This window comes from Bradyrhizobium sp. WBAH42 (assembly GCF_024585265.1).
GTDB lineage: Bacteria > Pseudomonadota > Alphaproteobacteria > Rhizobiales > Xanthobacteraceae > Bradyrhizobium.
In genome coordinates this window covers 3,869,351-3,882,401 of the sequence record NZ_CP036533.1, presented here as the reverse complement: position 1 = coordinate 3,882,401, position 13,051 = coordinate 3,869,351, and the positions used below count along the sequence as shown (strand labels likewise).

The window sequence follows — 13,051 nt, the reverse complement described above, 5'->3', positions numbered from 1 at the left end:
CGTCTCAATCGGTTAGATCAAGAGATGCGTGAAAGCAGGTCACTCGAACAGTGGCGCCAGCTGCATCTGCGGCACCAGCACGAGGCCCTTGTCGGTGATGCGAATTTCCGGAATGACCGATAGCGGAATCAAATTGAAGCCCATGTACGGGATGGTGCAGCCAGCCTCGGCCCATTGTTTCTTCAGCACCTTCACCTCTTCCGCCACTTCGGTGACACGCTTGTCGGAGAGGAGTCCTGCGATCGGCAGCGGAACCAGCGCCCTCACCTCGCCATCGGCGACGACGCAAACGCCCCCCTGCTGCTCCCTAATCGCTGCAATCGCGACCTGCATGTCGGCCTCGTTGGTACCGGCGACGATGATGTTGTGGCTGTCGTGACCGACGCTGGAGGCGACCGCGCCGCGCTTCAGGCCGAAATCCTTGAGAAGGCCGTGGGCGACATTGCCGGCGGACTTGCCGTGGCGCTCGACCACCGCGACGAAGCAGAGGCCATAGCGCGCGAACAGCGACGGCCAGTCCTTGGCCGGCTCGATCGCGACCTTCTCGTGGATCAGCGTGATGCCGGGAAGCGCGGTCCTGATGGCGTTGACGGTGCAGGCCTTGGCCGGCAATTCCGGCGTCAGCTTCATCGTCTGCGGCAGCTTGACGGTCGCATAGGCTGCCCTCGGATATTGATAGCGCTGCGACAGCGCCCGATCGAGACGCGACGTGATCTTGCCGCGCTCGACCACGAGCTCGCCGCCATACCAGGTGCATTGTGGCTTGAGCTGATCGTCCACCAGCACGAGATCGGCGCGGCGGCCGCCGCCGAGCCCGCCGATATCGCCTTCCATGCCGAAGCGGGTCGCGCCATGCAGCGAGCCCATCGACCAGGCCTGCTCCGGCGACATCCCCGCCTTCACGGCTTCGCGCACCACCCAGTCGAGACCGAATAGCAGGAGATCGTCGGCGTCACGGTCGTCCGTGCACACGGCGGTGCGCTTGTGCGAGGCCCCGAGTTCGGTGATCGTTCGGATCGCTTGCGGCAGCGAATGCCACGGCGTGGTCGGCGGTCCCCCGCGCAAAAACACCCAGACGCCGGCATCGAGCAGGTCATCGGCGATGTCGCGGTCGATCGCCTCATGCGTGTCGGTGACGCCGGATGCCGCATAAGCCGCGACGAATTCGCGGCCATAGACATGGCCGGACACGGGACGCCCCCGCTTCAAGGCGGCGGCGAGGATGGCGTGGCTGCGCTCGTCACCCATCGTGACGGGCACGAAATCCATCTTCTCGCCAAGCGCCACCGCTTCGGGCCAGCGGTCGAAAAGGCCGGCGATCTTGTCCGGCGTAAGGTCGCCGCCCGCCGTCTCGAGCTCAGCCGAGGTCGCAGGAACGGTGCTCGGCACGGTCAGGAAGATCGAGAGCGGCGCCTCGCGCGCATCTTCCAGCATCGCCTCCACACCGGCGACGTCCATGACGTTGCCGATCTCGTGGCTGTCGCAAAAGATCGTCGTGGTGCCGTTGAGCAGCGCGGCCTCGGCGTAGGAACAGGCCGTCACCATCGAGGATTCGATGTGAATGTGCGGATCGACGAGGCCCGGCGCGATGATGCCGCCGGCCGCGTCATAAAGCGGAACATCGCCCCACGCCTTCTTCGCTGTACCGGCCGGCTTCACCGCCGCGATGCGGCCGCCTGAGATCCAGACCTCCCGCCCCGGATGGATACGCTCGGAATAGGTCGAGAGCACGCGCGCGCCCGTGATGACGAGATCCGGCGTCACACGCGCCGAGGCGACGTCAGCCAGACGCCGCGTCATGCTGTGCAGCGGCGCGACGGAGAAGCGGGTGAGCTTGGTCATCGGGGCTCTCGCGTGGGAATGGACAGCGCCGCGATGGTTGCCGCCGCTGGCGGCGAGAGCAACTCAAATAATACGTCACCGGTGCTTACGCATTAGGCAGACGCGCCCCGCCTTCTTAATTTCCGCTAGGGCGTGTACTTATAAATCATACGCTGAGTTTGGGCGCGCCAGATGTCGGCTCGTCTCTCAACAGTGCACAACGTTGACGGCGCCGATGGGCCATAACCGGACTTTGCCTAGACGCCGCCAATGCGCCAATTGCGTTCGCCTGCCAGCTGCGCTTATCGATTTCAAAGCCGCCAAACCTGAGGCCTTGTTCTCTCGCAGAGCTGAGGGCCGAAAGGGCCCCCGACGTACTTGAGGCATCGGGCCCCAAACTACCCACTGAGGCAAGTCGCAGATGCGGCGGCTTGGTCGCCCCTTTGCAAGCGGTGCCAAGCTTGAGCTCGAGGGCTCAACGGGAACCAGCTTGCGGCGCAATCGCCCCAATTTACGCATCACTGATTGTGGCGTTTGCCACGCGCCGAAATTGGAACCCTTATGATGTTACCCATACCCATTTTGCAATTGTCCGCGCGTGGCGTCCGGATCTAGTTGAATGATCCTGCACCAGCAGAATTCGCCTGCTTGGAGTTTCATTTTTGCGATTAAGAGCTTTCGCATCTGAATTGGATTTCGAGGCGACACGCACAGGCGAATTCAAACAAAGTTTGAGGCTGTTGCCGTTTGTCGCTCGAAATGCGATGGGGCGGACCGTTCGCATCGGGCTGCAGTGATGCTTGTAAGCGAAGTTGGCAACCGGCTTCTGTCAGCACTGCCGATCGCTGATCTCGATCTTTTGGCACCCGACCTACAGATGGTAACCCTCGATCGGGAAGAGGTCGTCTCGCGGGTGGGGGATCATACCGAGCACGTCCTCTTCCCTCACAGTGGCGCCGTTTCGGTGATGGTCGACATGGCGAATGGGCAGACGGTCGCCAGCGCCGCAATAGGGCGCGAGGGGGCAGTGGGCACTCTTTCCGTGCTGGGACCGTCCCCTGCGGCCGTTACGACTATCGTTCGTGCCGCGGGGACGGCCTCGCGGATCCCCGCGGCGCGATTCCATGCCGCTTTCAGCCGGAGTCCCGCGATCCGCCACGTAGTCCAGCTTCACTTCAAGGCGGTGCTGATACAGTTTCAATTGGGCGGGGCTTGCAATGCACTGCATCCGGTCCAAGCGCGTATGGCACGCTGGCTGCTTCAACTTCACGACCGCATCAACCACGACGTCCTGCCCCTCACGCAGGACGCGCTTTCGCAGATGTTGGGTGTGCGACGAACGACGGTGACGCTCCTGATGCGCAATCTGCGCGCTTCCGGAGCGATCAGATCTGAGCGGCGAGGCGAAATCGAGATCGACTCATCGCGGCTCGCTGCGGTGGCGTGCGAATGCCACGACACCATGCGGCTCGAACTCGAGAAGATCTTCTCTACGGGTACAGCGCCATCTCGCGTTTTCGATCTGCCGATCCGGTAGATGAAACGAGGCGATGCTAGCCGTTTCGGCGCGTCCGGGTAAAGCCGGCGGGCACGATGCTCGAATAGCATCGCCGGATGCGCATCCTTCTGACCGGGCTGCGGCCCAATGCGGTGAGGATCTCCCAGCCAACGTCCGTAACGGGTCAAAAGCGCTGGTCAATGACCCGCCGGCGCAGCGACTCAAGCGCTGAATTGGTCCATCTCGGATGCGCTATTCGAACACTGCGCGTTGAGGTCGGCTATGGGTCCAAAAGCAGCAGTTAACGCAGCCACCTATGAGGATCTCCGGCAGAGAGTCGAGATGGCAGCCGCGGCTGCGGTGTTCGGCTCGGGGACATGAGCCGACGCAGTCCATTTGAAAAACGAGCCTTTCACTTCGGCTGAAATCGATCAAATGAAAGATTGATCAGATGAAAGAGTGATGCGGCGTTGGGACAGCGTGACTGTCGATTCACATCGGTTGCGCGAATAGAAGTTTGAGCATTGAATCAGCGGGGATACCCACAACTGCAAGTGGTTTCTCGGGTATGCCGGCCGCTCTCGCAGGAGCAAGGCGATGCAGAGATTCGCCTAGGCTTCGGGCGCGTGATGGCTTCATGCGTAGCTGAACCGGAGAGGTACGCCTAGTCGGTCCTGCCAACTGATTGGGAGTAGCCATACGCGTCTCATGCCCGCCTGCCACGGTCGGCCAACAAACGGGGAGGAGAACAATGAGCACCTGGCTTAGTGAGCGAGAACAGCGTCTCGTCGCGGGCGCGGAGGCGGCATCGGCGGCAACGCCTATCCCGACCCAGATTGTTTCCAATGGCGAGTATCTCCCGCCCCCGCAGAGCGATACGCAAAAGAAAGTCGAGGCACGGATCAACGAGCTCGCTGATGTTAACGGCAGACACCTCGGCTTGAGCCGCAGGCAGTTCTTACACACGAGCTGCGGCATGGCAGCAGCTTTCCTCGCCATGAACGACATCTACGGCAATGTTTTCCGGGTCGCGCCCGCTGAAGCCCGCGAACCCGAGCTGATGCTGGCCCGCGCGCAGAGCCTTGCAGGCCAATTCATCTTCGACGTCCAGACTCATTTCGTGCGGGACGACTTCGATCATAAGGAGCTGTTGGGGCTGGCGGACTTTGCGAGCCAGCACTGGAATCCGAAGATGAAGGAGGAAGGCGTCTCTTCGCTAGCCCGCTACAAGTTCCAAAACTATGTGAAAGAGATCTACTACGACAGCGACACCAACATGGCGCTCCTGAGCGGCGCGCCCTTCGACGACCCGAGTTGGTGGCTGCTGTCCAATGAGCAGATCGTCAAGGCGCGAGAACTGATCAACGACTTCGCCGGTTCGCGCCGCCTGCTGGCGCACAGCGTCATCACTCCCAAGCAACCCGGCTGGATGGACGAGGTGGACAAGGCAATCGAAGTCTACAAACCGGATTCCTGGAAGTCCTACACGATTGGCGATCCGCTGGCGCCCTCGAAGTTCCCATGGCGGCTCGACGACGAGCAGGTGATGTATCCGTTCTACGAGAAAGCAGTGAAGGCCGGCATCAACACGCTGTGTATCCACAAGGGGTTGCTGCCGCCCGATTATGAGAAGTCGTTCGCCGGCGTCTGGGAATACGCAACGGCGTGGGACATCGGAAAAGCCGCGAAGGATTGGCCGCAGATGAACTTCGTGATCTATCACTCGGCGCTGCGGCCGTTCCTCGAACTACCTGATCACGCGTGGGCGGATTTCGAACAGACCGGCCGTATCCAGTGGGCCACCGATCTCGCGGAAGTCCCGCAGAAGTTCGGCGTCGCCAACGTCTATGCCGAGCTCGGCACGTCCTTTGCCAACTCGGCGGTCGCGCATCCGAAGTTCTGCGCCGCGCTGATCGGCACGCTGATAAAGGGGATGGGTGTTGACCACGTCATGTGGGGCACCGACTCGGTCTGGTACGGCTCACCACAGTGGCAGATCGAGGCGCTGCGCCGGCTCGAAATCCCCGAGGACATGCAGAGGAAGTACGGCTTTGCGGCGCTTGGCGATGCCAACAGCGCTACCAAGCAGCTGATCTTCGCGGGCAACGCAACCAGATTCTACAAGATCAAGCTGAAGGCGGCTGAGAATACCAGGATGCCGGCCTTTTCCGAGGACCGCCTCGCGGCGCTCAAGAACGAGTACACGCAAGCTTCGAAGCAACCGTCGAACCTGCGCTACGGCTACGTTCGCGCCGCCTAGGAACGATGCCAACGGCTTGGGCAACTCCGCCGGCAATGGATGCGCGGCTGCCGCAATCCGACTTCGGCTCAGTGTCACCAATGCTCTCGCCGATCAGAGATTTCCGCTCAGCCTCAGGAGCCGACATGACTTATGAGTACACGCCCTAGTCCTCGTTTGCCTTGAACCGTCCCAACCCCTTCAGCACAAAGGGCGCCACCAGCGCGATCAGCGCGACGCCGAGAAGCGTTGCCGAAATCGGGCTCTGCAGCAGCGTCATGGGATCGCCGAGGCTGATGGCGAGCGCGCGGCGCAGCTGGCTCTCGGCAATCGGGCCGAGGATCAGGCCGACGACGACGGGCGCGATCGGGAAATCGAACCGGCGCATCAGGAAGCCGAGCACGCCGAAACCGGCGAGCATCGACAATTCCACCACCGACGGCTTTGCCGCGATGGTGCCCATGGTCGCGAACACGAGGATGCCGGCATAGAGCCAGGGCTGCGGGATCGCGAGCAGCCGCACCCACAGGCCGACCAGCGGCAGGTTGAGCACCAGCAGCATCATGTTGGCGATGAAGAGGCTGGCGATCAGGCCCCATACGAGGTCAGGCCGCTCGGCGAACAGCAGCGGGCCCGGGTTGAGGCCATATTGCTGGAAGCCCGCCAGCATCATCGCGGCGGTGGCCGAAGTCGGCAGGCCCAGCGTCAAGAGCGGCACCAGCGTGCCGGCTGCGGAAGCGTTGTTGGCGGCCTCGGGGCCGGCGACGCCTTCGATCGCGCCCTTGCCGAACTCTTCGGGGTGCTTCGTCAGCCGCTTCTCGGTCGAATAGGACAGGAAGGTCGGGATCTCCGCGCCGCCTGCCGGCAGCGCACCGATCGGGAAGCCGAACATGGTCCCGCGCAGCCATGGCTTCCAGGACCGCTTCCAGTCCTCCTTGGTCATCCACAGCGAGCCGCGCACCGGCTCCAGCTTCTCTTCGGTGTGGTGGCGGCGCGATGCGACATAAAGCGCCTCGCCCACCGCGAACAGGCCGACGGCAAGCGTTGTGACTTCAACGCCATCGAGCAGTTCGGGGACGCCGAATGCAAGCCGCGCCTGACCCGTCAGCTTGTCGATGCCGACGAGGCCGAGCGTCAGACCGATGAACAGGCTGGTCAGGCCGCGGATCGGGGAATCGCCGAAGGTCGCCGACACCGTGACGAAGGCGACGCACATCAGCGCGAAGTAATCCTCGGGGCCGAAGCGTACGGCGACATCGACCAGCCATGGTGCGAGGAAAGCCAGGCCAATGGTGGCGATGGTGCCGGCGACGAAGGAGCCGATTGCGGAGGTCGCGAGCGCCGGCCCGCCGCGGCCCGCCTTGGCCATCTTGTTGCCTTCAAGCGCGGTGGCCATCGAGGCACTCTCGCCGGGCGTGTTGATCAGGATCGCGGTGGTCGAGCCGCCATACATGCCGCCGTAATAAATGCCGGCGAACATGATCAGCGAGCCGCCGGGGTCGAGCTTGTAGGTCACCGGCAGCAGCAGCGCGACCGTCAGTGCCGGGCCGATGCCGGGCAGCACGCCCACGGCCGTGCCGAGGAACACGCCGATCAGCGCGTAAAGCAGGTTCATCGGCTGGACGGCGACCGCCATGCCGTGAGCCAGCGCGGCAAAGGTATCCATCACAGCAGTCGCTCCAGTGGGCCGGCAGGCAGGCTCAGCGTCAACAACCGGTCGAACGCCAGGTAAATGAGGGTCGACATCACGAGGGCGATGATGGCGTCAATGAGGATGGCACGGCGTCCGAAGGCCGCCGAGGTCGTCACGAACAGCGCCGAGGTCGCCAGGATGAAGCCGCCGCCAATGCCGATGATGGCGATCAGCAGCGCAAGCCCGACGAGGATCAGAACCACAGGCACGGGATCGGCGCTCTCGCGTGCCGGCAGATTGCCGCGCAGCGCGTCGATGAAGTTGCCGATCGCAAGCAGCCCAAGGCCGCTGGCGACCACGACCGGCATCGCCTCCGGTCCCATCCCGTACATCGCCGCAGATTGCAGGCCGCGCGCGTCCCAGACCAGCACGACGGCGAGCACCGCAAGCAATGCCGCGATGACGAGACCGGCACGGTCGACGCGCCGCGGCGGCTGGACGGGATCGCCTGAGATCATGACTTGACCAAGCCGACCGATTTCAACACGTCGGTGACGCGGGCCGTTTCCTTCTTCAGGAAGTCGGCGAAGGCGTCGCCGCCGAGATAGGCATCCTCCCAGCCCTTCTGCTTGAGGATCTCCTTCCAGGCGTCAGACTTCACCATCTTCTCGACCGCATCGCTCAAAGTCTTGCGCTGCTCCGGCGTGATGCCGGGAGGCGCGACCACCGAACGCCAATTGGCGATTACGAGGTCGATGCCCTGCTCCTTGAAGGTCGGGAGATCGCTGCCTGCGATTCGCTTCTCCGAGGTCACGCCGATCGCACGCAGCTTGCCGGACTTGATCTGCCCTTCATATTCGCTGAGGCCCGAAATGCCTGCGGTGACCTTGCCGCCGAGAATCGCCGCGAGCGACTCGCCGCCGCCGGAGAACGGGATGTAGTTGATCTTCTTGGCGTCGGCGCCGACCGCGCCGGCGAACAAGGCCGCCATCACATGGTCGACGCCGCCGGCCGAGCCGCCGGCGAAAGTGACCTTGGCGATATCGGCCTTCACCGCCGCGGCCAGATCCTGCGCATTTTTGATCGGCGAATTCGCGGGAACCACGATCACCTGGATTTCCTCGGTGAGGCGCGCGATCGGCGTCACCTGCTCCAGCGTCACCGGCGACTTGTTCATGGCGAGCGCGCCGACCATGACGAAGCCGTTGACCATCATCTGGTTGCCGTCACCCTTGGCGCCATTGACGAACTGCGCGATGCCGACACTGCCGCCTGCACCGGGAACGTTGGTGACCTGCACGCTGCGGGCGATGCCCGCAGCCACCAGCGCCTGTTGCATCGAGCGCGCGGTCTGGTCCCAGCCTCCGCCCGGAGCCGCCGGCGCCATCAGCTTGAGCTCGAGCTGCTGGGCAAAGCCCGGATTGGCTGCCGCCAGGGTGAACGCGACGGCTGCGCCGACAAGGCGCGCGGGAAATCGGAACATGGGGGCATCTCCAGGGCTCATGCGGACGTTCGCCGCATTGTGTCGTTTGGTCGCATATCAACCAAAACGGCCGATGCTGTCCAGTGACATGCCTCAGGGTTTTTGGTCAGCGGGGCGCCGGGATGACCCCACCGAGCGCAGCCGTCAGTTCGGCCGCCACTTCCCGGACGATTTGTCCGATCTCCGGCAACCGCTCGTCGGTGACCCGACTGGTCATGCCGGATACGGAGATCGCGGCAAGCGGTTCGGCCAACGCGTTGTATACCACCGCCGCGACGCAGCGCAGGCCGATCTGCGCCTCCTCATCGTCGACGGCAAAGCCCTGCTTGCGGATTTTCTCGAGCTCCCTGAACAGGTCGCTCGGGCGCACGATCGACTTCTCGGTCAGGCGGGGCATGCCGTGATGGCGGATGACGGCGCCGACGTCCTCGTCTGAATAGGTTGCGAGCACCGCTTTGCCGACGCCGGAGGTCACCATGGGGACGCGGCCGCCGACCTTGGTGAGCGAGCGCATGATCTCGCGGCTTTCCATGCGGGTCAGCACGATGATGAACTCATCGTCGACCACGGCGAGATTGGCCGTCTCGCGGGTGAGATCGCGCAGCTTGCGCAAATATGGAATGGCCTGTGCGGAGAAATTGCGTCGCCGCGCAAAGCTGGCGCCAACCGTGAAGCTGCGCACGCCGACGTGCCATTTGGACTCGCCACGGTCGAACTGCACGAAACGGCGACTTTCGAGCGTTGCGAGAAGCCGGTGCACGGTGGACGCCGACAGGCCGGTGCGGATCGCGAGATCGCTGAGACGATAACCTTCGTCGTCCTCGGCCAGCGTCTCGATGATCGACAGCGCGCGGTCGACCGACTGCACGCCACCGTCGCGGCCCTCGTTATCAGCCTCCGCGGCCGATTTAGGCTCGAACGATTTGCGCCGGATCACGTTCTTGCTCATCGCGACCTGCATTTGCCAATCAGACAAGACGCGAGCCGCCTCTTCGCCCTCTCCCCGTTCTTACGGGGAGAGGGCGGGGGTGAGGGGCTATCTCCACAAAGACGGTGAGAGACAGACTCGTTGAGAGTCCCCCTCACCCGGAATTTGCTGCGCAAATTCCGACCTCTCCCCGCAAGCGGGGAGAGGCGAACGCAAGCTCAGAGCAGCCCTGCCCCGCGCGCCCACTTGTACTTGGCGCCGAGGACCTCGACCGGCAGCTCGGTCGAATAGGCGTAGGCCGGGATGCCGTTCTGGTAGAGATATTCGGCGGCTTCCTCGACCTCGACGTCGCCGGCGAGAGAGGCGACCATCGGCTTCACAAAACCCTTGGCCTCCATCTCCTTCTTCACCTCGACCATGTTGCGGGCGAACACCATCGGCGGGGTGACGATGGTGTGCCAATAGCCGAGGATCAGCGCGTGGATGCGCTCATCCGACAGCCCGAGCTTCACGGTGTTGACATAGGTGATCGGCGGCTCGCCGCCGGTGATATCCACGGGATTACCGGCAGCTCCAAACGGCGGGATGAACTTGCGGAAGGCCGCATCGAGATCCGGCGGCATCGACATCAGCGACAGGCCGTTGTCGACGCAGGAGTCCGACAGCAGCACGCCCGAACCGCCGGCACCGGTGATGATGAGCACGTTCTCGCCCTTCGGCGTCGGCAGCACCGGCACGCCGCGGGCGAATTCGAGCAGCTGGCGAAGTGAGCGGGCACGGATCACACCGGATTGCTTGAACACGTCCTCATAGATGCGGTCGTTGCCGGCGAGCGCGCCGGTGTGGGACGATGCCGCCTTCGCGCCAGCCGAGGTGCGGCCGGCCTTGAGCACCACGACAGGCTTCTTCTTGGAGACGCGCTTGGCGGCTTCCGCGAAGGCGCGGCCGTCCTTGAGGTCTTCGCAATGCTGCGCGATCAGATTGGTGTTCGGGTCCTGCTCGAAGAAGGCGAGCAGATCGTCCTCATCGATGTCGGACTTGTTGCCGAGGCCGACGATCGCGGAGACGCCCATCTTGGCCGAGCGCGAGAAGCCGATGATGGCCATGCCGATGCCGCCCGATTGCGACGACAGCGCCGCATGGCCCTTGACGTCATAGGCGGTGCAGAAGGTCGCGCAGAGATTGGCGGGCGTATAATAGAAGCCGTAGATGTTCGGCCCCATCAGGCGGATGTCGTATTTCTTGCCGACCTCGACGATCTCGGCCTGCAGCTCAGGCGCGCCGGCTTCAGCGAAGCCCGACGGGATCAGCACAGCGCCCGGGATCTTCTTCTCGCCGCATTCGGTCAGCGCGGCGGCGACGAATTTCGCCGGGATCGCGAACACCGCGACGTCGATCACGCCTGGCACGTCCTTGACGCTCTTGTAGGCCTTGTAGCCGAGGATCTCGGCGGCCTTGGGATGGATCGGATAGATCTCGCCCTTGTAGCCGCCGTTGATGAGGTTCTTCATCACGGAATTGCCGATCTTGCCGTCCTCCGCGGAGGCGCCGACCACGGCGACAGCCTTCGGCTGCATGATGCGGTTCATCGCCGCGACGATCTCTTCGGTCGGACGCGGCTTCGGCTTCGGCACATAAGCGAAGTCGACGACAATACGGACGTCGGCGGCCGTGGCCCCCTTCGCGGTTGCGAACACTGGGTTGAGGTCGAGCTCGACAATCTCGGGAAAATCGGTGACGAGCTGCGAGACCTTGACGATGACATCGGCGAGCGCGTTGCGGTTCACCGGCTCGCCGCCGCGCACACCTTTCAGGATCTCATGCGCCTGGATGCCGTCGAGCATCGAGAGCGCATCCTCCTTTGTGGCAGGCGCAAGGCGGAACGTGATGTCCTTAAGCACCTCGACGAGCACGCCGCCGAGGCCGAAGGCGACCAGCTTGCCGAACGAGCCGTCGGTGATCGAGCCGACGATGACCTCGGTGCCGCCGGCCAGCATCTGCTGGACCTGGACGCCTTCGATCTTGGCATCGGCCTTGTACTTCTTGGCGTTGCCGAGAATGGTCTCGTAGGCCTTCTCGGCCTCTTCAGCCGTCTTGAGGCCGACGATGACGCCGCCGGCTTCGGTCTTGTGGAGAATGTCCGGCGAGACGATCTTCATCACCACCGGGAAGCCCATGGACGAAGCCATCTTGCCGGCCTCGCCCGCCGACTTGGCCACGCCCTCCTTCGGCACCGGAATGCCGTAGGCGTCGCAGACCAGCTTGCCTTCCGGCGCTGTCAGGCTGGTGCGGTTGTCCGCCTTGACCTGGTCAAGCACCTTGCGGACGGCATCTTTGGAATTGGACATGTGGCTTCTCCCTTGACCTGAGTTCGTTCTTTTCAAAGCGCGCGCGAGTTTGCGGCTGCCCGTGATGCTTGCCATTCGCCGCGCTCTGTTCCATGCGGCGGAACGGAGTGGCATAAAGCCAAGACTACTCCGCCGGCTTGGATCAAAAATGGCTGGCGATGGCATTTGGTATGCCAGAAGCCAACTTGTCAAGCTGGTGCACGCCCCAGAACGCCGCAAAAAATAGCCAGCTTGACATTCTGGCATGTGGTATGCCAAAAACTTTCCCGTTAATATTCCTGTAAAAGACGACTCCCACTGGAGGAGATTCGTCGTGTCACTACGGAAACCAACCAAGGCGTTGCCGAACATGGCCGAGGCAGACATCGCAATCGTTCGTATTGCCCCGGAGAGCAGCTTCAAGAACAAGGCGTATGACGCCTTGAAGGAAGCCATCCTCAAGATGGATATCTATTCGACGCCCGAGCCGGTGATGCTCGACGAGCGCGCGCTGTCCGAACGTCTCGGCGTCAGTCGCACCCCGATCCGCGAAGCCATCGCGATGCTCGAGCAGGACGGTTTCGTGAAGACGGTTCCGCGCCGCGGCATCATGGTGGTGCGCCGGACCAAGAGTGAGATCGTCGACATGATCCGCGCCTGGGCGGCGCTGGAGAGCATGGCGGCGCGGCTCATCACCACCACCGCGCGGAAGAAGGACATCACGGCGCTGCGCGACTATTTCAAGGATTTCGGCAAGGACCGCCTGCCCGAGGATCACGTCGAGGAATATTCGCGCGCCAACATCGCGTTCCACCAGGCGCTGATCTCGCTGTCGGAATCGCCAGTGCTGGTCGATCTCACCAACGACCTGCTCTTGCACGTGCGCGGCTATCGCCAGCTGACCATCGGACGCAAGGACCGCACCGCGACGTCACTGCCCGAGCATCTCGGCATCATCGAAGCGCTGGAGGCGCGCGACACCGAGCTCGCCGAGAAGCGCGCCCGCGATCACACCCTCGGCCTTGCCGCTTACGTCGAAGCGCACGGCCAAGAACTGTTTACGTAACTCTTCGCTTAGCAACGTTCACCAGAAGGGCGAACAATTCGCCCCAACGACCTTGA

General features: G+C 63.2%; 9 protein-coding genes. 3 read left to right on the top strand and 6 right to left on the bottom strand.

All coding sequences use genetic code 11. The features are described 5' to 3' along the window. Nucleotides 1-39 precede the first annotated feature (39 nt). Complete coding sequence (locus tag DCG74_RS18035) at nt 40-1,842, bottom strand: adenine deaminase (protein WP_172784288.1); 1,803 nt, start codon at nt 1,840-1,842, stop codon at nt 40-42. 775 nt (nt 1,843-2,617) lie between these two features. On the opposite strand from DCG74_RS18035, the gene DCG74_RS18030 reads away from it, so the two are divergent. Further along, nucleotides 2,618-3,358 (top strand): Crp/Fnr family transcriptional regulator, encoded by a 741-nt coding sequence (locus tag DCG74_RS18030; protein ID WP_210268167.1) that lies wholly within the window; start codon nt 2,618-2,620, stop codon nt 3,356-3,358. 712 nt (nt 3,359-4,070) lie between these two features. Then, a complete protein-coding gene (locus DCG74_RS18025) occupies nt 4,071-5,579 on the top strand; it encodes an amidohydrolase family protein (RefSeq protein ID WP_172784628.1) in 1,509 nt (502 codons plus the stop codon). A 145-nt stretch (nt 5,580-5,724) separates the two neighbouring features. On the opposite strand, the gene DCG74_RS18020 is transcribed toward DCG74_RS18025, so the two are convergent. The 5 genes from DCG74_RS18020 to DCG74_RS18000 form a co-directional block, all read right to left on the bottom strand. Next, nucleotides 5,725-7,224, bottom strand: coding sequence for a tripartite tricarboxylate transporter permease (locus DCG74_RS18020; protein ID WP_036023341.1), 1,500 nt, complete (start codon nt 7,222-7,224; stop codon nt 5,725-5,727). Then, on the bottom strand, nt 7,224-7,709 hold the full coding sequence (locus DCG74_RS18015) for a tripartite tricarboxylate transporter TctB family protein (RefSeq protein ID WP_172784286.1): 486 nt from the start codon (nt 7,707-7,709) through the stop codon (nt 7,224-7,226). Before DCG74_RS18015 ends, DCG74_RS18020 begins: the two co-directional genes overlap by 1 nt. Further along, nucleotides 7,706-8,674, bottom strand: coding sequence for a tripartite tricarboxylate transporter substrate binding protein (locus tag DCG74_RS18010; protein WP_172784285.1), 969 nt, complete (start codon nt 8,672-8,674; stop codon nt 7,706-7,708). Before DCG74_RS18010 ends, DCG74_RS18015 begins: the two co-directional genes overlap by 4 nt. A 106-nt stretch (nt 8,675-8,780) precedes the next feature. Then, on the bottom strand, nt 8,781-9,623 hold the full coding sequence (locus DCG74_RS18005; RefSeq protein WP_172784284.1) for an IclR family transcriptional regulator: 843 nt from the start codon (nt 9,621-9,623) through the stop codon (nt 8,781-8,783). A gap of 197 nt (nt 9,624-9,820) precedes the next feature. After that, complete coding sequence (locus DCG74_RS18000; protein ID WP_172784283.1) at nt 9,821-11,950, bottom strand: acetate--CoA ligase family protein; 2,130 nt, start codon at nt 11,948-11,950, stop codon at nt 9,821-9,823. A 349-nt stretch (nt 11,951-12,299) separates the two neighbouring features. On the opposite strand from DCG74_RS18000, the gene DCG74_RS17995 reads away from it, so the two are divergent. Next, entirely contained in the window at nt 12,300-12,995 is a 696-nt protein-coding gene (locus tag DCG74_RS17995; RefSeq protein WP_157282741.1) for a GntR family transcriptional regulator, read from the top strand. The last annotated feature ends 56 nt before the right edge of the window (nt 12,996-13,051 follow it).

What these genes read in the sequence shown, in the direction of transcription:
- DCG74_RS18010 (WP_172784285.1), bottom strand. Translation starts at nt 8,674, where the DNA reads ATGTTCCGATTTCCCGCGCGCCTTGTCGGCGCAGCCGTCGCGTTCACC.
- DCG74_RS18000 (WP_172784283.1), bottom strand. Translation starts at nt 11,950, where the DNA reads ATGTCCAATTCCAAAGATGCCGTCCGCAAGGTGCTTGACCAGGTCAAG.
- DCG74_RS17995 (WP_157282741.1), top strand. Translation starts at nt 12,300, where the DNA reads ATGGCCGAGGCAGACATCGCAATCGTTCGTATTGCCCCGGAGAGCAGC.
- DCG74_RS18035 (WP_172784288.1), bottom strand. Translation starts at nt 1,842, where the DNA reads ATGACCAAGCTCACCCGCTTCTCCGTCGCGCCGCTGCACAGCATGACG.
- DCG74_RS18020 (WP_036023341.1), bottom strand. Translation starts at nt 7,224, where the DNA reads ATGGATACCTTTGCCGCGCTGGCTCACGGCATGGCGGTCGCCGTCCAG.
- DCG74_RS18005 (WP_172784284.1), bottom strand. Translation starts at nt 9,623, where the DNA reads ATGAGCAAGAACGTGATCCGGCGCAAATCGTTCGAGCCTAAATCGGCC.
- DCG74_RS18030 (WP_210268167.1), top strand. Translation starts at nt 2,618, where the DNA reads ATGCTTGTAAGCGAAGTTGGCAACCGGCTTCTGTCAGCACTGCCGATC.
- DCG74_RS18025 (WP_172784628.1), top strand. Translation starts at nt 4,071, where the DNA reads ATGAGCACCTGGCTTAGTGAGCGAGAACAGCGTCTCGTCGCGGGCGCG.
- DCG74_RS18015 (WP_172784286.1), bottom strand. Translation starts at nt 7,709, where the DNA reads ATGATCTCAGGCGATCCCGTCCAGCCGCCGCGGCGCGTCGACCGTGCC.